The organism is Mesorhizobium sp. B2-3-4, assembly GCF_006442315.1.
Classification (GTDB): Bacteria; Pseudomonadota; Alphaproteobacteria; order Rhizobiales; family Rhizobiaceae; genus Mesorhizobium.
This window is the reverse complement of the sequence record NZ_VFVY01000010.1, coordinates 134,281-152,142: the sequence shown is the minus strand read 5'-3', so window position 1 is coordinate 152,142 and position 17,862 is coordinate 134,281. Positions and strand designations below refer to the sequence as shown.

Sequence of the window (17,862 nt, the reverse complement as noted above, 5' to 3'; positions counted from 1 at the left end):
GGATAGGCGGCCCGGGCGGGCAGCCGGCATCCGTCCGGCGGACGCGGAAACCTGCTTAACACCCGTCGCGCCTGCAAGGATTCATGCGATCCGCTTCAGGTCTTTGTGAGGCCGGTTTGGGACGACATCCGTCAATCGGGTTGGTGCCAATGTGTCTGGTCGCATGCTGCATGGTAATCCACGACCGCCGGGAAATCGCCTTCGCCTACGGTGGTGACGGATAGCTCCATGTCACCCTTGCGGTAATAAAATCCGCAGAAATTGAAGCCGGTTCCCGAGCAACTGTCGACTTCGACGATCCCGCGCCGGCTGAGGGCCAGTTCCTGCCCGTACTGCACCTCGTCCGCGGCCAGATCCTTCGGGTTCTTCAGCGGCTCCCAGCCCGACGAGCCCAACGCCTGGCGCGCCTTGTCGATCGGCTTGCCGTAGACGTTGGGCACCTTGCCCTGGCCGGCGCAGACCAGATCCTCGGCGGCAATCGCGGTGATCTGTAGCAGATGACCATCGCGCACATGGAGATCCGCGACGGGGCTGCCCACCAGCCCGCCATCCCATACGCGCAACCCGTCCTGCAGGGCCGAGATGGTCCCGATGGTCTGTTTCGAGCCCTTGCCGGCATAGGCCAGCGCGATCAATTTCTGATCCTGGAAGATGGCGACATTGCCCTTGTCGACCTCGCAGGTTCCGCTCGTGGCGGGGTCGAACTGGCCGGCGAAACTCACGGCCTGGTAGGGGCCTAGCGGCAATTCCGCCGTGACGCCCCAGCCGAGCGCGGCAACCGCTTGCCCTGATGTCGTCTTGGGTGTGATGACCAGCGTGGTGCATTCCTCCTGTGAACTGGCGGAGGCGGGCGCCTTCGGCAGATGGTCCAGGGTGATGAACTCGATGCCGGCGACATCCGACTTGGCTGAGAAGCCATCGCCATTGGCTTGCTGTGCATGGGCGGACCAGCCGGAGAAACCGACCAGCAAGAGGCCCAGGGCGAGGCGGTACTTCGAAAAGTGGGTTCGGGTCTGGAACAACATGGATCCTACTCCGCCAGCGCCTGGTCGAGAGCGTTTTTCTGGGCAGCCGACGGTCGGCCCAGATAAAGGTCGGGTTTGCCCTCTTCCTGGATTTCGGCCCAGGCGTGCGAGGCATCGGCATTGAACATCACAGCGGCTTGTCCGTCATTGGTCGCGTGCTGCTTTGCCAGCACGCTGATGGAATAGGTCTTGTCCTCGATCGACACGGTCCTGGCAGGTTCGGCGATGAACCTGTTCTCGTAACGCAGCCAGGCCGGCACGCCTTTGGCGGAGCCCAGCGCGGCCTTCCAGGCCTGCGCGTGAGCCGAACCCTTTATTAGATCATAGAAATATATGTCGTTGGCATGGGCGCCGGTAACCATTCCAGTCAGGGCGGCCGCGATAATAAGTCTGCGCATAAGCTTCTCACATTTCCTGATCGTCAATCGAGGCGGCGATGGGGGTATCCGATTCACTGTCCGACATCATCTACCTGGCCTGTTGGCCAAATTGAGCCCGGAGATTTTCTTTTTTTAAATGCGCTCACCTGGTCAAGTAACATAAAAATGCTTCGACAAGGTGTGAAGGCAAAGCCAAGGGTTGCGCTCGCAGGCTGGCGATCCCGGCCGCCATGGCAGCCCGAATACGAACGCAAAATCGGCAGGAACGACAATTTCATGATCGGCCTTCTCAAGATGACCGCATCGACCGCCGTGGTTTGCCTGGCGCTGTCGCTCTGCGGCTGCTCGACCAACAATGCCGGGAATCAACCCGGCCCCTATGTCGCTCCCCATCCCTACGCCGCTTCCAGCCCCTACGCGGCTCCCAACCCCTATGCTGCCGGCGGCGAGCAGCCTCAGGCCGTCGCTACGAATGGCGGTAGCGACGACCAGGCGGCCGAGGATGAGCAGATGCGGCAACAGCAGCAGGTGCTCGAGCAGCAAAGGATCCAGGACGAGCAACGCCGACGCAACGAGGAGGATGACGAGCAACGGCAAAAATCGCAGGAAGCGCAGGCACAGCAGGCCGAGCAGGACCAGGCTCAACAGGAACAGGCCCAGCAGGAGCAGGAACAGGAGGCCCAGCAAGAGGAGCAGGCCCAGCAACAGGAGGAGGAACAACGCCAGCAGGAGGAGCAGCAACAGCAACAGGAAGAGCAGCAGCAACAGCAAATGGGAGAGTGATCCGACCGTTTTTGCACCTCCAGCCCTGTCTCGCGCTCGCGGATTTCCGCATGGCAAGGACGGGCCGTCGGCGCGGCGTCGCGCTGCGAATGACAATTGGATTTTCGGGACGCCGAGATCGGACCCGGCCTGCCGAAACTGGGATCGCCGCGGCAGCGGCCTGATCGGCTCTTTAAAAACTTCGCAGTTCCAAAGCGCCTCCCGGTTCACTAATGTCGCGCCGCAACCCGCGCCCCGGTGAACCATGTCAGACGCTCCCAAGACTTCCGGCATGACCCGGCTGAGGAACTATTTCCTGACCGGCTTCATCGTCTGCGCACCGCTGGCAATCACCGCCTATATCGCCTGGTCCTTCATCGGCTGGGTCGATTCCTGGGTGAAGCCCTATATTCCGGCACGCTACAGTCCCGACACCTACCTGCCGTTCCCGGTGCCCGGGTTCGGGCTCATCGTGGCGCTTATCCTGATCACGCTGATCGGCTTTCTGGCCGCCAATATCGTTGGCCGGGCCATCGTCAATTTCGGCGAGCGCCTGCTTGGCCGCATGCCGCTGGTGCGTGGCATCTATGGCTCGCTGAAGCAGATTTTCGAGACCGTGCTGTCGAACAAGGGCGACATGTTCCGCCAGGTCGGGCTGGTCGAATATCCGCGCAAGGGGGTGTGGTCCCTGGTGTTCGTCGCCAGCGAAAAGGAAACCGAAATCAACGAGAAGCTCGATCAGCCAGGCGATCCGCTGATCGCCGTGTTCATGCCGTGCACGCCGAACCCGACAACCGGTTTCCTGATGTACGTGCCCAAATCGGACATCGTGCCGCTCGATATGACGATTGAGGACGGCGCCAAGCTGATCGTGTCGGCGGGGTTGGTGGCTCCCGAGGTGAAGACGAAATTGGTGACGTTGAACGGCGAGCCGATCAATGGGACCATCGCCAATCCGCCGCTAGGTCCTCATCCGGCGCGCAGGAGCCGCACAGCCTCGTCGCGGCCGAACAAGTAGAGCAGCAGGCGCAGCGCCTCGCCGCGATCCGATTGCAGTTCGGGGTCGCGCGACAGGATCAGCCTGGCGTCATCGCGGGCAGCCTCGAGCAGATCCGCATGCGCTTCGATGCGCGCCACCTGGAAGCCCGGCGTGCCAGATTGGCGCGTGCCCAGCAACTCGCCTTCGCCGCGCAATTTCAGATCCTCCTCGGCGATCAGAAAGCCGTCCTCGGTCTCGCGCATCACCGACAGCCGGCGTTTCGCGGTCTCGCCGAGGGGATCCTTGTAGAGAAGCACGCAAGACGAGGGTTTGTCGCCGCGTCCGACCCGGCCGCGCAACTGGTGCAGTTGCGCGAGCCCGAAGCGCTCGGCATGCTCGATGACCATGATGGTGGCGTCGGGCACGTCGACGCCGACCTCGATGACCGTGGTGGCGATCAGGATGCGTGTCTCGCCTTGCTTGAAGGCGCGCATCGCTTCGTCCTTCTCGGCGCCTTTCATGCGGCCGTGGACGAGGCCAATGCGATCGCCGAACGAGGGTTTCAGCGAGGCGAAACGGTCCTCGGCCGACATCAGCTTGATTTCTTCCGATTCCTCGACGAGCGGGCAGATCCAGTAGATTTTCTGGCCGTCGGCGACAGCGTCGCGCATGCGTCCGACCAGTTCATCCAGCCGTTCCAGCGGCAGCGTGACAGTGCGGATCGGCTGGCGGCCGGCAGGCTTTTCCGTCAGCTTCGACACGTCCATGTCGCCGAAAGCTGTCAGCACCAGCGTGCGCGGGATCGGGGTCGCGGTCATCACCAGCATGTCGGGCGCATCGCCCTTGGCTGTGATGGCAAGCCGCTGATGGACGCCGAAGCGATGCTGCTCGTCGATGACGGCCAGGACGAGATCGTGGAAGGAGACGGTATCCTGAAACAGCGCGTGGGTGCCGACGACGATGTCGATCTCGCCGCTGGCAAGGCCCGCCAGGGTTTCCGTTCGCTCGCGGCCCTTTTCGCGGCCGGTCAGGATGGCGATGCGCAGGCCGACCTTGGCGGCAAGCGGAGTGATCGTCGCCAGATGCTGGCGCGCCAGGATTTCGGTCGGCGCCATCAGCGCCGCCTGGCCGCCGGCCTCCACAGCGCGTGCCATGGCGAGCAAAGCCACCACCGTCTTGCCGGAGCCGACATCGCCTTGCAGCAGCCGCAGCATGCGTTCGGGATCGGCGAGATCGGCGTTGATTTCGGCGAGCGCGAATTCCTGCGACGGGGTAAGCGAATAGGGAAGGGCGGAGCGCAGTTTCTCGACGATGCGGCCGTCACCGACGAGAGGGCGGCCCGACAGGCGTCGCACCTTTGCGCGCACCAGGGCCAGCGAGACCTGGCCGGCAAGCAGTTCGTCATAGGCGAGGCGACGCCAGGCAGCCCCTTCGACCGCGACGTCGATCGGGTCGGCGGGATGATGGATGCGGGCAAGGGCGTCGCCGAAGGACGCAAAGCTCTGGCGGCGCATGAAGGCACCGTCCTGCCATTCCGGCAGTTCCGGCAAGCGGCCGAGCGCCTGGCCGATCGCGCGGCGCAAAACCTTGGCCGAAAGCCCCGCGGTCAGGGGATAGACCGGCTCAACCAGTGGCAGGTTCTCGGCTTCACTGGCGAGTGCGATATGGTCGGGGTGGACCATGGTAGGGCGGCCGTTGAACCATTCCATGCGGCCTGACACCACGACTTGCTCGCCGACAGGCATCGCCTTTTCGAGATAGGCGGCGTGGGCATGGAAGAAGGTCAGGCCGATTTCGCCGGTATCGTCATGCGCGTAGATCCGGTAGGGCACCGATTTGTTGCCGCGCGGCGGGGGCTGATGGCGGTCGATCCGCAGTTCGAGCGTGACGATGGCACCTTCGGCGGCGAGCGCGATGCCCGGCCGGTTGCGGCGGTCGATGACGGTGTGTGGCAGCACGAACAGGAGATCGCCGGCGCGCGCGGCGCGGTCGCCAAGATCAGCCGCGACGACCTTCTCGATCAGCGCGCCGACCTTTGGCCCGACGCCGGCAAGCGAGGTGATTGGAACGAACAGCGGATCGAGGATGGAAGGACGCATGATGTCAGCTTATGTCGCGACGCCCGCAGCGCAAGGCTGACACCGCCCACTATCCACGCTATATGCGCCGCTTGAAGCGAGGATGCGGCACAATGACCGGAACGAAACGATCGAGCGAAGGGCTGGACGCCCACCGCCGCAAGCTCTTGTTCCGTTCCTGGCACCGTGGCATGCGCGAGATGGACCTCATCCTCGGGACCTTCGCGGATGCCGAGATCGCTACCTTGACCGCTGCGGAAATCGACCAATATGAGAAGCTTCTCGATATTAACGACACGGAATTCCTGCCGCTGATCACGGGCGTACGCCCGGTGCCGGCGGATATCGACTGTGCCGTCCTGCAAAAAATCCTGGCTTCCCGCCGGACCATGACTTTCTGAACACAGGCAATTCCGGGAAAAGCGCGAAGCGGTTTTTCCAGGGGAATTGCGATAAACAAGACCGTGATTTGATGGCTCTCATTCCCACCATTGGCTTGCCGAAGGGTCGCCCCGGCCAGTTCATCGTCGACGGTGTAGCCGACGGCTACGAGGCTTTCGCGCTGGTGCAGACGGCGCTCGAGATCGCTCCGGACAAGCCGGTGCTGTTCGTGGCCCGCGACGGCCAGCGCCTGCCTGCCATCACCGAAGCGCTGTCGTTCGTTGCGCCGGGCCTGCCCGTGCTGGAACTGCCTGCCTGGGACTGCCTGCCATACGACCGTGTGTCGCCGGGGTCCGATGCCGCCGCCAAGCGGCTCGACGCGCTGACCGCCATGATCGCACTGGCGAAGAAGCCGCACCGTGCCGTCATCCTCACCACCGCCAATGCGCTGCTGCAGCGCATTCCGCCAGCCGAGCTTGTCGAGGCCCAGACCTTCCACGCCAGGCCCGGCAACCAGATCGACATGAACGCGCTGATCGCGCGGCTGGAGACGTCGGGGTTCGAGCGCGTGCCGACCGTGCGCGGCATCGGCGAATTCGCGGTGCGCGGCGGCATTCTCGATCTGTTCGCACCGGGCTGGACGGAAGCGCTGCGGCTCGATTTCTTCGGCGATACGCTGGAATGGATCCGCGTCTTCGATGCCGCCACGCAGCGCACAACGGGTCAGCGCAAGTCGATGGCATTGCAGGCGATGAGCGAGGTGGCGCTGACGCCCGAAACTATCAGCCGCTTCCGCCGCTCCTATATCGAGGCCTTTGGCGCACCCCAGCGTGACGACGGGCTCTACGCGGCGGTCAGCGAAGGCCGGCGCTTCGCCGGCATGGAGCATTGGCTGCCGTTCTTCTACGAGCGGCTGGAAACGGTGTTCGACTATCTGCCCGACGCACCCGTGGTTTTCGACCATCTGGCGCACGAGGCGCTGGCCGAACGCCACACACTGATCCTCGATCACTACGAGGCGCGCCGCAAGCAGGCCGACGGCGCGCTCAAGGACGCGGTACCCTACAAGCCGGTTGCTCCAGACCTGCTCTATCTCTCGCCGGAGAACCTCAAGGCTTCGCTTGGCGAGCGCGAGGACATCGATTTTACCGTGTTCGATGCGCCCGACGTGGGGGGCAAGAAAGTCTTCCATGCCGGCTCGCGTCACGGCCGCAGCTTCGTCGAGGAGCGCGCCGACCCCAACATCAACGTTTTCGATGTCGTCGTGAAACACATCGCCGACGAGCGCGCGGCGCGCCGTCGCGTCGTCATCGCCGGCTGGACCGAAGGCTCGCTCGACCGGCTTGGCCAGATCCTGGGCGAGCACCATCTCGGCAATCTCAAGCAGGTCGAGACGCTGGCGGAGGCTGAACAGCTTGAGCCCGGGCAGGCGGCATTGGCGGTGTTGCCGCTGGAATCCGGCTTCGAGACCGACAGGCTGGTCGTCGTCGCCGAACAGGACATTCTGGGCGACCGGCTGATCCGTCGTTCGAAGCGCAAGAAGCGCGCTTCCGACTTCATCGCCGAGGCCTCCGCGCTGTCGGCAGGCGATATCGTCGTTCATGCCGACCATGGCATCGGCCGTTTCATCGGGCTGCGCACCATCGAGGCGGTTGGCGCGCCGCATGACTGCCTGGAAATCCACTATGCCGGCGACGACCGGCTGTTCCTGCCGGTGGAAAATATCGAGCTTTTGTCCCGCTACGGCTCCGATACCGCCGAAGCAACGCTGGACAAGCTCGGCGGCGGCGCCTGGCAGTCGCGCAAGGCCAAGCTGAAGCGACGCCTGCTCGACATGGCGGGGCAATTGATCCGCATCGCCGCCGAGCGGCAGATGCGCGCCGCCCCGGCGCTGGTGCCGGCCGAAGGCCTCTATGACGAGTTTGCGGCGCGGTTTCCCTACGAGGAAACCGACGACCAGCAGACTGCGATCGATTCGGTGCGCGACGACCTTGGCGCCGGCAAGCCCATGGACCGGCTGATCTGCGGCGACGTCGGCTTCGGCAAGACCGAAGTGGCGCTGCGTGCCGCCTTCATCGCGGCGATGGAGGGGTTTCAGGTGGCCGTGGTGGTGCCGACGACGCTGTTGTCGCGCCAGCACTTCAAGACGTTCTCACAGCGTTTCTCGGGGCTACCCATCCGTGTCGCCCAGGCCTCGCGGCTGGTCGGCGCCAAGGAACTCGCCGAGACGAAGAAGGCGCTCGCCGAGGGGCAGGTCGACATCGTCGTCGGCACCCATGCGCTGCTCGGGTCGTCGATCTCGTTCAAGAATCTCGGCCTGCTGATTATCGACGAGGAGCAGCATTTCGGCGTCAAGCACAAGGAACGGCTGAAGGATCTGAAGAGCGATGTGCACGTCCTGACGCTGTCGGCGACGCCCATCCCGCGCACGCTGCAACTGGCCCTGACCGGGGTGCGCGAACTGTCGCTTATCGCCACGCCGCCGGTCGATCGCATGGCGGTGCGCACCTTCATCTCGCCCTTCGATCCCTTGGTCATCCGCGAGACGCTGCTGCGCGAACGCTACCGCGGTGGCCATTCCTTCTATGTCGTGCCGCGCATCAGCGATCTCGCCGAAATCCATGATTTCCTGCGGGAATCCGTGCCGGAACTGAAAGTGGCGGTGGCCCATGGCCAGATGCCGCCCGGCGAACTCGACGACATCATGAACGCGTTCTACGACGGCCAGTACGATGTGCTTCTATCGACCACCATCGTCGAATCCGGCCTCGACATACCGACTGCCAACACGCTGATCATCCATCGTGCCGATATGTTCGGACTGTCGCAGCTCTACCAGCTGCGCGGCCGCGTCGGCCGCTCCAAGGTGCGCGCCTATGCGCTGTTCACGCTGCCGGCCAACCGCAAGCTGACCGACACGGCCGAGCGCCGGCTCAAGGTGCTGCAATCGCTCGACACGCTGGGCGCCGGTTTTCAGCTCGCCAGCCATGACCTCGACATCAGGGGCGCCGGCAATCTTCTGGGCGAGGAACAGTCCGGCCACATCAAGGAGGTCGGCTTCGAGCTCTATCAGCAGATGCTGGAAGAGGCCGTGGCGGAGGTCAAGGATGCCGGCGAAGTCCAGGATGGCGGCTGGTCGCCGCAGATCGCGGTCGGCACAGCTGTCATGATCCCGGAGGGCTATGTTCCGGACCTGCAGCTGAGGCTTGCGCTTTACCGCCGGCTTGGCGATCTCGAAACCACCGAGGAGATCGATGCCTTTGGTGCTGAGTTGATCGACCGTTTCGGCCCGCTGCCGGACGAGGTGAAGCATCTCTTGAAGATCGTCTTCATCAAGGCGCTTTGCCGCAAGGCCAATGTCGAGAAGCTCGATGCCGGGCCGAAGGGCGTCGTCATCCACTTCCGCAAGCGCGAATTCCCCAACCCCGTTGGGCTGGTCAGGTATATCGGTGAGCAGGGTTCGCTGGCCAAGATAAGGGCCGACCACAGCGTGGTCTTCATCCGCGACTGGCCGACGGCCGAGAAGCGTCTGGCCGGCTCCGCGGTCGTGATGACGCAGTTGGCGCGGCTGGTGGAGAAGCCGGCTTAGCCACGCGTCAGCATTCGCCAGCGCTTAAATTCCGGTCTAGAATAGGAAATCGGCTTCGTGTATGGAGCCGCGATCCCCATATGGGGCGGGAAAATGGCGGGCAAAGGCCCTGCTGGAAAGAGCGTTTGGGTGTTGCGATGACGAAATGGTCGCCGAATTCTTGGAGAGCAAAGCCGATCAAGCAGGTTCCTGCCTATCCGGACCTTGCCGCGCTGAAGAACACGGAAGCCCAGCTCGCCACCTATCCGCCGCTGGTCTTTGCCGGCGAAGCACGCAAGCTGAAGAAGCAATTGGCCAGCGTCGCTGCCGGTGAGGCCTTCCTGCTCCAGGGCGGAGACTGCGCCGAGAGTTTCGCCGAACATGGCGCGGACAACATCCGCGACTTCTTCCGCGTCTTCCTGCAGATGTCGGTCGTGCTGACCTTCGCCGGCGCGCAGCCGGTGGTGAAGGTCGGCCGCGTCGCCGGCCAGTTCGCCAAGCCGCGCTCGTCCGACAACGAGACCAAGGGCGAGGTGACGCTGCCAAGCTATCGCGGCGACATCATCAACGGCATCGAGTTCGATCAGAAGTCGCGCATTCCCGATCCGGCCCGCCAGGAAATGGCGTACCGCCAGTCGGCGGCGACGCTCAATCTTCTGCGCGCCTTTGCGCAGGGCGGCTATGCCAGCCTGGAGAACGTGCATCGCTGGATGCTCGGTTTCGTGTCCGACAGCCCGCAAGGCGAGAAGTACGGTGCGCTCGCCAACCGCATCACCGAGACGATGGATTTCATGCGCGCGGTCGGCATCACGTCCGAGACCAATTTCGCGTTGCGCGAGACCGATTTCTACACCAGCCACGAAGCGCTGCTGCTCGGCTACGAGGAGGCGCTGACTCGCGTCGATTCGACATCGGGCGACTGGTACGCCACGTCGGGCCACATGATCTGGATCGGCGACCGCACGCGCCAGCCCGACCATGCGCATGTCGAATATTGCCGCGGCATCAAGAACCCGCTCGGCCTGAAATGCGGCCCATCGCTGACGCCGGATGGTCTGCTTGAGCTGATCGACCTGCTCAACCCCGAGAACGAGCCTGGCCGGCTGACGCTGATCGCCCGCTTCGGTTCGGACAAGGTCGCCGACCATCTGCCGAAGCTGGTGCGCGCGGTGCAGAAGGAAGGCCGCAGCGTGGTCTGGTCGTCGGACCCGATGCATGGCAACACGATCGAGGCCGCCGGCTACAAGACGCGGCCGTTCGACCGCATCCTGAAGGAGGTGCAGACCTTCTTCGAGGTGCACCGCGCCGAAGGCACGCATCCGGGCGGCATCCATGTCGAGATGACCGGCAAGAACGTCACCGAATGCACCGGTGGCGCCCGCGCCATCACCGCCGAGGAGTTGCAGGACCGCTACCACACCCATTGCGATCCGCGCCTCAATGCCGACCAGGCGATCGAACTTGCGTTCCTGGTCTCGGATTTGCTGAAGAAGAGCCATCCGGTGCAGCACAGGCAGGCGGTCAACGGCTGAGCCTGGGCACCGATTTGACCCGAAAAGATGAAGGCGCCCGGGAAATCCGGCGCCTTTTTCCGTTCACGGTTCGCGCATTCGTCGATGCCGGCTGGTGTTCGGCCCGTATCAGTCCTTCTTGTAGAGCAGCCAACTTTTGCCGGCGCGTCCTGCCATGGCCGAATGCCTGGTGACGCGGTTGCGTCCGCTGACCTTGGAGCGGTAGAGCGCTCGATCCGCCTTGGTGTAGAGGTCTTCAGGGCTTTCGGCCTCCGAAGCCATGCAAATGCCCATCGACACCGTCACCGTACCGTAATTCATACCGGTCTGGCTGCTGGTGAACGGCGTCTGCTCGATCAAGGCGCGAATGCGTTCGGCCATCTCGTAGGTGCCATCCTCGCTGGCGCCCTCGATGATGAGCGCGAATTCCTCGCCACCGGTGCGGGCGACGAACATGTCGCCACGAATGCTGGTCTGGAAGATCTCGGCGATGATCTGGATGATCTTGTCGCCGACAGGATGGCCGTAGCGGTCATTGATGTCCTTGAAACGGTCGATGTCGGCAAGGATCAGCGCGTTGAACAGGATGCCCTTGTTGCTGGTGTAGATTCGGGTGATTTCCTTGTCGAAGGCGCGGCGGTTCCAGATCTGGGTCAGGGGGTCGGTATCGGCCAGCCGTTTGTATTCCTCGAGCTTCGACTTGACGCTCTCCAGTTCGGCCGTCTTGTCGCTGAGGGTCGAGGCGACCTGCCGGCCGTGATCGAGCGTCGAATTGGTCGCGATCGTCATCGCGTTGGCGATCTTTTGCAGGAGATCCTGAGAGAGAAGGCTGCGGTTGCTCAGGCCGCTTGATGTCTCGTCGAGGATTCTGCCGTATTTTTCGATGTGGCTGCGCTCGTTGCGCAGGAGCGAAGCAACTTCCTCCAGCTCTCGGGCGATGACGTCCCTGGCATGCTCGACGATGCCGGGGCCATGGTTGTGGGCGAAGAAGGCGCGTCCGATCTTGTCGAGTTCATCTTGCGTCGGCCGGCTGCTCAACGACACGACCGCAAGGCTGAGTTCGCGGTTGGAGCCGCTCAAGGCCTCGTAGAAAATCTCGTAGTTGCGCGGCAGGCCGAGCACGCCAAGCTGGCGCATGGTGGCGACGACGGTGCTTGCGATGTCGGTGCTTCGTTCGGTCTGGGCTGTTGCCGGCTGCATGGTCTTTCACTTCCCCCTCGGAGTCGCAACGGAATTGGCGAATTCCGCGTGCCACCGGCTGGGGAATGCTATTGGGTAGTCCAGAACACTTTGCGAAGAGGCGCGCCCCCACACGCGACCTTCGCTTGTCATCACCATAAATGCAGTAGCGCTAAAGTTTCCTTAATTCGCAGAACTCGCGTCCGTTTTTGCTACTTGAGGCTGTAAGAGCATCCACCCAGAGTATCAACACTGCGAGGCAGTGCTGATTTGGCGGAGTTGTATGCAAACTCGCGTACCGATCTGCTGGGACGGAACTGAACTTCGGATTTTCCGTAACAACAGATGTCGCAATTGCTTGCGCGCATTGGCCGCGAAGCTGGAATGCTGAAGGCCATGCCGGGCGCAGCGTCTTAGGGAGAAACGAAGTGCGAGACAGCCATCAGGGATCATGTCTGTGCGGAGCGGTCCGCTTCCGGACGCGCGGAGCGCTGCGTGGCGTTGTCTATTGCCATTGTTCGCAATGCCGCAAGCAGAGCGGGCATTTCTATGCCGCGACAAATGTCGCCGATGCCGATATCACGATCGAGGGTGTGGAAAACATCACCTGGTATGAAGCATCCACTTTCGCCAGGCGCGGCTTTTGCAAGGCATGCGGGTCGTTGCTGTTCTGGAAACCCGGCGATCAAGACTATATTTCGGTCATGGCGGGATCGTTCGATCAACCGACGGCGCTTAAGGGTGAATGTCATATCTTCGTCGGCGACAAGGGTGACTATTATTCGATAGACGACGGGCTGCCGCAGTTTGAAAAGTCGACGCCATCCATCCCGGTCGCTGAATGAAATTTGGACGCTCCGCCTTATTCCATTGATCGGGGCATTGCTTTATCCCGGGCCGGTGATTCCGAGAGGGGCCAGGGCATGCAGCGGCTGATCGACGCTTTTTTCAATTCGGTGCGGGCGTTTCGCAAGCTGACCGCGAGCGAAAAGGCCTTTCAGCAGGAGCTCATGCTGCTGGTGCTCGCCTTGCCGGCAGGATGGTTCGTCTCGATCTCCTGGCGCGGCTATGCCTTGCTGATCGGCGCGGTGCTGCTGCTGATCATGGTCGAAGTGCTGAACACCGGAATCGAGGCGGCCTGCGACGCATTCAGCCGCGAGTTCAATGTCGACATCCAACTGGCCAAGGACTGCGGCTCGCTTGCGGTGCTGATTTCGGTGGTCATTGTCGCCGGCGTCTGGGGCATCGCCGTCATCGAGCGGATCACCGGCTTTCCGATCTAGTCCCGCCGCTGCCGATGCAGGCTGGCGGCCTCACTGCTCGCGTCCACGTTCCCGCTTGGCGATATGGCGGGCGGCGAACCACGCAAGCACGGCGACGGCCAGGCCGATGCCGAGCCCGACCAGCAGGCGCTCGTGGCGCAGCAATGCCTGGCCGATGAAATGTTGCGCGCTCATTCCGAAAACATAGCCGATCGTGCTGAACAATATGGCCCACGCCGCGGATGAAATGGCGTTGAGGATGACGAAGCGAGGCACCGGTATGGTCGAAAGGCCGGCGGCGATACCGCCGACCAGGCGCATACCGTAGACGTAGCGGTTCGACAGCACGAAAATGTTGGGGTGGGTGTTGAGCAGGCGGTAGGCGCGGCGGAAACCGGGCCGCCGGCGCAACCGCACGACATAACGATGATCGGCGAAGCTTCTGCCGAGGATGAAGAAGAAGGTGTCGCCGACAAAGGCGCCGAGCGCTGCCGCGAGAATGGCGTGCCACAGTACGAAAACATTCTGGTGGGCGAAGAAGCCGCCGAGGATGGCGGCGCTTTCGCCTTCGGCCACGCAGCCAAGAAACACCGCAAGCAGCCCGTATTGTTCGATGAAATGGTGGATCGCCTCGGTCATGACGCCGACTGCTGCTGCGACAGTCTTTCATCGATACGCTTGACCGTCTCGGCAAGCTTCACGATCTCGTCGCGCATGCCGATGATCTGGCTGTGGCGCAACTCGTCCAGTTTCTCATGCAGCGCCATGATTTCGATCTCGGCCTTCAGATTGACCTCATAGTCATGTGCGGCATCGATGCGGTCGCGTTCGGTCTGGCGGTTCTGCGCCATCATGATGACCGGCGCCTGCAGGGCGGCGACCATCGACAGGACGAGGTTGAGGAAGATGAAGGGGTAGGGGTCGAACGCATCGCGCGACAGCAACCAGACATTGCCCGATGTCCAGAGGAACAGGAAAGCGACAAAGCCGACGATGAAAGACCAGGAGCCGCCGATGCGGGCGATGGTATCGGCAAGCCTGTCTCCGAAAGTCTGGTGGAAGGCAACGGCTTTGTTGGTGTCGCGGGTGATCGTGGTGCGCTCGATGGTGCTCTGTAGCACCCGGTTCTCCAGGGCACTGAGACCATCCGGCTTTCGCTTCAGCCAGCGGTTCGCCAGATCGTCGATCGTCTTGTTCATGGCCGTCTCCAAGGGACTTTGCTGGCATAGAGGTAGAGGCCGCCGGCCCGGACGGGAAGTGCTAGATTGCGGCGAACAGAGGGGGACCGATGGCCGACTTCAAGAAAATTCGCGCTCGCGCGGCAAATCGCAAAGGCGGCGAGGTGGAGTTGGCTTCGCTGCTGGGGCCGATTCCCGACAATGCGGCGGTGGCCGACATCGCCGACGACCGTATCCTCTCGACGATGGCCGAGCGCGTCTTCGCCGCAGGTTTCGTCTGGCGGGTCATCGAGCAGAAATGGCCAGGATTCGAGGAGGCGTTCCTGCGCTTCGAACCCAAGCGGCTGTTGTTCCAACCTGACGATTTCTGGCACGACCTGGCTTCTGATCAACGCATCGTGCGCAATCCGCAAAAGATCAAGTCCGTGCGCGACAACGCCGCCTTCGTCGAGCGCGTTTCGAAGGAGCATCACGGTTTCGGTCAGTTCCTCGCCGACTGGCCCGCCGACGACCAGGCCGGGCTCATGGCCTATCTCGGCAAGCATGGCAGCCGGCTCGGCGGCAATACCGGGCAGTATTTCCTGCGCTGGCTGGGCTGGGACGCTTTCGTCATTTCGGCCGACATGGCGGCCGCGCTTCGCGATGCGGGTCTGGACATTGCCGAAAGCCCGACCTCGAAGCGTGACCTCGACAAGATACAGGCGCAGATCAATCGATGGGTGAAGGATACCGGCCTGCCGCGCCGCCATATTTCGCGCATCCTGGCGATGTCGATCGGCGAGAACCATTCTCCGCAATCCCTGCGGGATTACATGGGCGACGATTGAGCGCCGGCCTTCCCGGCACGACCGCGCTGCGTCTCCCCCGCGTTCCGCACACGATTGATGTCGGCCGGTCCGATTTGGTCCAAGCGAACGCCATTGCGGGGCGGATTTTGCCGCGCTAAGTCAGCAGCATGACCAAGAAGCTCGACATATTGCGCATCGCCATCGCCCAGCTCAACCCGACAGTGGGTGACGTCGCCGGCAACCTCGCCAAGGCGCGCGAGGCAAGGGCGGATGCCGCGCGCCAGGGCGCCGATCTCGTGCTCTATACCGAGCTTTTCCTCGCCGGTTATCCGCCGGAGGACCTGGTGCTGAAGCCGGCCTTCCTGAGGGCCTGCGAAAAGGCGGCGCAGGATTTTGCCGCCGATACGGCCGACGGCGGCCCCGGCGTCATCATCGGCACGCCTTTGAAGCGCAAGAGCGGCACGCACAATTCCATCGTCTTCGCCGATGGCGGCAAGATCATCGCCGAACGCTACAAGCTCGACCTGCCGAACTATGGCGAGTTCGATGAGAAGCGCGTCTTCCAGGCCGGGCCCGAAATCCAGGGGCCGGTCAATTTCCGGGGCGTGCGCATCGGCATACCGATCTGCGAGGACATCTGGGGCGAGGTCGGCATCTGCGAGACACTGGCCGAAAGCGGCGCGGAAATCCTGCTGGTGCCGAACGGCTCGCCCTATTATCGCGCCAAGATCGATGTTCGCCACCAGGTCGTCATCCGCCAGGTGATCGAAACCGGCCTGCCGATGATCTATGCCAACCAGCTTGGCGGCCAGGACGAGTTGATCTTCGACGGCGCCTCCTTCGCCATTGGCGCGGACAAGAGGCTGGCCTTCCAGATGAGCCAGTTCGAGGACGCGGTCGACGTCACCACCTGGAAGCGCACCGATGACGGCTGGGTCTGCTCGGAAGGGCCGATGTCGAAAATCCCCGAACGCGAGGAAGCCGACTATCGCGCCTGCATGCTGGGCCTGCGCGACTACGTCAACAAGAACGGCTTCAAGAACGTGGTGCTCGGCCTCTCCGGCGGCATCGATTCGGCGATCTGCGCCGCACTTGCGGTGGACGCATTGGGCGAGGAACGGCTGCGCGCCGTGATGATGCCATACCGCTACACCTCGAAGGATTCGCTCAAGGACGCCGAAGACTGCGCCCGCGCGCTCGGCTGCCGCTACGACATCGTACCGATCTTTGAGCCCGTCGAAGGGTTCCTGCATGCGCTGACGCAGCTCTTCGAGGGCACCAAGGAAGGCATCACCGAGGAAAACCTCCAGAGCCGCGCGCGTGGCACCATCCTGATGGCAATCTCCAACAAGTTCGGGTCGATGGTGGTCACGACCGGCAACAAGAGCGAGATGTCGGTTGGCTACGCGACGCTTTACGGCGACATGAATGGCGGCTTCAATCCCATAAAAGACCTCTACAAGATGCAGGTCTACGCGCTGTCGCGCTGGCGCAACGGCCATGTGCCGCCGGGTGCGCTCGGACCTTCGGGCGAGGTCATTCCGAAGAACATCATCGACAAGGCGCCGTCGGCGGAACTGCGCGAGAACCAGACCGACCAGGATTCGCTGCCGCCCTATCCGGTTCTGGACGACATCCTGGAATGTCTGGTGGAGAACGAGATGGGCGTCGACGACATCGTCGCGCGCGGCCATGACCGTGCGACGGTGACACGCATCGAGCACCTGCTCTACATTGCCGAGTACAAGCGCCGCCAGGCAGCGCCGGGCGTGAAGATCACCAGGAAGAATTTTGGTCGCGACCGCCGCTATCCCATAACCAACCGCTTCAGGGATCGCGGTTAAACGCCTGATCCAGTCAGAAAACCTTGGGGGCTTGCATGTTTATCAGCTATTTCAAGGGAACGCCTGAATTCCACATCTTGCGCTTCAAGAACGGCAAGGTCCTGGAGCAGGGGCGCGGCATCTCCTTTTGGTATGGCACGCTCGGCACCACCATCGCGACGGTGCCGGTAACGTCGCTCGACAACCCGTTCATCTTCACCGAAACAACGGCTGATTTTCAGGACCTGGCGATCCAGGGATCCGTCAGCTACCGCATCGTCGATCCCGTCAAGGCGGCGGAAGGTTTCGACTTCAGCGCCAAGCTCAGCCGAACCGACGTCGTCGGCGACGGCCGCGAGAAGATCGCGGAACGCCTGGTGCTGGCCATACAGAGCCGCGCGCGGGCCGTTGTGTCGAGCATGACGCTGGAACAGGCGCTGGCCGAGGTGACGAAGCTCGGCGGCAATCTCGCCGAGCTCCTGCGCAACGATCCGATTGCCGCGACGGCGGGACTGTTGATCGAGGAGGTTCACATCACCTCGGTGCAGCCGACGCCCGAGATCCGCAAGGCGCTGCAGACCGAATATCGCGAGGCGCTGCAGCGACAGGCCGATGCCGCGATCTACGGGCGCCGGGCCTGGGGGGTCGAGAAGGAGCGCGAGATCAAGCAGAGCGAATTGGCGACCGAGATCGAGCTTGCCGAACGCAACAAGCTGCTCGTCGACACCGAAGCCCGCAACAAGCTGACGCTGGCCGAGGCGGAAGCCAAGGCGCAGCAACTTGAGCTCACCGTCTATTCGTCGGCGCCGGCGCATGTGCTGACGGCAATGGCTTTCAAGGCCTGGGCGGAAAAGGGCGGCTCGGTCGGCAATCTGTCTATCACGCCTGACATGCTGACCAGCGCGCTGAGCCAGCTTTCCACGCCGAAAGCCGGATCCTGAGGGGTAG

General features: G+C 63.0%; 17 protein-coding genes. 10 read left to right on the top strand and 7 right to left on the bottom strand.

Features of this window, described 5'->3' with window-relative positions; all coding sequences use genetic code 11:
- Window positions 1–131: 131 nt before the first annotated feature.
- From FJ967_RS17135 to FJ967_RS33420, 3 genes are read right to left on the bottom strand one after another with little or no spacing between them, the layout of a single operon-like run.
- A complete protein-coding gene (locus FJ967_RS17135) occupies window positions 132–1,025 on the bottom strand; it encodes a hypothetical protein (RefSeq protein WP_140733000.1) in 894 nt (297 codons plus the stop codon).
- Window positions 1,026–1,030: 5 nt separating this feature from the next.
- Entirely contained in the window at window positions 1,031–1,423 is a 393-nt protein-coding gene (locus FJ967_RS17130) for an Ivy family c-type lysozyme inhibitor (protein ID WP_140732999.1), read from the bottom strand.
- A 53-nt stretch (window positions 1,424–1,476) separates the two neighbouring features.
- On the bottom strand, window positions 1,477–1,683 hold the full coding sequence (locus FJ967_RS33420) for a hypothetical protein (RefSeq protein ID WP_181175936.1): 207 nt from the start codon (window positions 1,681–1,683) through the stop codon (window positions 1,477–1,479).
- On the opposite strand from FJ967_RS33420, the gene FJ967_RS33415 reads away from it, so the two are divergent.
- Together FJ967_RS33415 and FJ967_RS17120 are read left to right on the top strand one after the other, a co-directional pair.
- The gene (locus tag FJ967_RS33415; RefSeq protein WP_181175935.1) at window positions 1,682–2,188 is read left to right on the top strand and encodes a hypothetical protein; all 507 of its coding nucleotides are present in this window, start codon (window positions 1,682–1,684) and stop codon (window positions 2,186–2,188) included. The two genes, FJ967_RS33420 and FJ967_RS33415, sit on opposite strands and share 2 nt — an antisense overlap.
- A gap of 244 nt (window positions 2,189–2,432) precedes the next feature.
- On the top strand, window positions 2,433–3,185 hold the full coding sequence (locus FJ967_RS17120; RefSeq protein WP_140732998.1) for a DUF502 domain-containing protein: 753 nt from the start codon (window positions 2,433–2,435) through the stop codon (window positions 3,183–3,185).
- Here the strand turns inward: FJ967_RS17120 and recG are convergent.
- On the bottom strand, window positions 3,137–5,245 hold the full coding sequence (recG, locus tag FJ967_RS17115; RefSeq protein ID WP_140732997.1) for an ATP-dependent DNA helicase RecG: 2,109 nt from the start codon (window positions 5,243–5,245) through the stop codon (window positions 3,137–3,139). The genes FJ967_RS17120 and recG overlap by 49 nt on opposite strands.
- A 92-nt stretch (window positions 5,246–5,337) precedes the next feature.
- Here recG and FJ967_RS17110 point away from each other — a divergent pair, with 92 nt between their 5' ends.
- The 3 genes from FJ967_RS17110 (at window position 5,338) to FJ967_RS17100 (ending at window position 10,705) form a co-directional block, all read left to right on the top strand.
- Window positions 5,338–5,625 (top strand): succinate dehydrogenase assembly factor 2, encoded by a 288-nt coding sequence (locus tag FJ967_RS17110; RefSeq protein WP_140733068.1) that lies wholly within the window; start codon window positions 5,338–5,340, stop codon window positions 5,623–5,625.
- 71 nt (window positions 5,626–5,696) lie between these two features.
- A complete protein-coding gene (gene mfd / locus FJ967_RS17105) occupies window positions 5,697–9,194 on the top strand; it encodes a transcription-repair coupling factor (RefSeq protein WP_140732996.1) in 3,498 nt (1,165 codons plus the stop codon).
- Between the two features lie 137 nt (window positions 9,195–9,331).
- The gene (locus FJ967_RS17100) at window positions 9,332–10,705 is read left to right on the top strand and encodes a 3-deoxy-7-phosphoheptulonate synthase class II (RefSeq protein ID WP_140732995.1); all 1,374 of its coding nucleotides are present in this window, start codon (window positions 9,332–9,334) and stop codon (window positions 10,703–10,705) included.
- Between the two features lie 108 nt (window positions 10,706–10,813).
- Here FJ967_RS17100 and FJ967_RS17095 read toward each other — a convergent pair whose 3' ends face one another.
- Entirely contained in the window at window positions 10,814–11,884 is a 1,071-nt protein-coding gene (locus tag FJ967_RS17095) for a diguanylate cyclase (RefSeq protein WP_140732994.1), read from the bottom strand.
- Window positions 11,885–12,291: 407 nt separating this feature from the next.
- On the opposite strand from FJ967_RS17095, the gene FJ967_RS17090 reads away from it, so the two are divergent.
- Window positions 12,292–12,708, top strand: coding sequence for a GFA family protein (locus tag FJ967_RS17090; RefSeq protein ID WP_140732993.1), 417 nt, complete (start codon window positions 12,292–12,294; stop codon window positions 12,706–12,708).
- 78 nt (window positions 12,709–12,786) lie between these two features.
- Entirely contained in the window at window positions 12,787–13,146 is a 360-nt protein-coding gene (locus tag FJ967_RS17085; RefSeq protein ID WP_140732992.1) for a diacylglycerol kinase, read from the top strand.
- A gap of 30 nt (window positions 13,147–13,176) precedes the next feature.
- Here the strand turns inward: FJ967_RS17085 and FJ967_RS17080 are convergent, their stop codons facing one another.
- Window positions 13,177–13,764, bottom strand: a complete 588-nt coding sequence (locus tag FJ967_RS17080) for a DedA family protein (RefSeq protein ID WP_140732991.1) — start codon at window positions 13,762–13,764, stop codon at window positions 13,177–13,179.
- Window positions 13,761–14,324, bottom strand: coding sequence for a DUF1003 domain-containing protein (locus FJ967_RS17075; protein ID WP_140732990.1), 564 nt, complete (start codon window positions 14,322–14,324; stop codon window positions 13,761–13,763). Before FJ967_RS17075 ends, FJ967_RS17080 begins: the two co-directional genes overlap by 4 nt.
- A gap of 89 nt (window positions 14,325–14,413) precedes the next feature.
- Between FJ967_RS17075 and FJ967_RS17070 the strand changes: the two genes are divergently transcribed.
- The 3 genes from FJ967_RS17070 to FJ967_RS17060 all read left to right on the top strand — a co-directional run bounded on the left by FJ967_RS17070 (window position 14,414) and on the right by FJ967_RS17060 (window position 17,855).
- Entirely contained in the window at window positions 14,414–15,130 is a 717-nt protein-coding gene (locus FJ967_RS17070; RefSeq protein ID WP_140732989.1) for a DNA-3-methyladenine glycosylase I, read from the top strand.
- Between the two features lie 128 nt (window positions 15,131–15,258).
- Entirely contained in the window at window positions 15,259–16,935 is a 1,677-nt protein-coding gene (locus FJ967_RS17065) for an NAD+ synthase (RefSeq protein WP_140732988.1), read from the top strand.
- 35 nt (window positions 16,936–16,970) lie between these two features.
- Window positions 16,971–17,855 carry an SPFH domain-containing protein gene (locus FJ967_RS17060; protein ID WP_140732987.1) on the top strand — a complete coding sequence of 295 codons (885 nt, stop codon included), beginning with the start codon at window positions 16,971–16,973 and terminating at the stop codon, window positions 17,853–17,855.
- The last annotated feature ends 7 nt before the right edge of the window (window positions 17,856–17,862 follow it).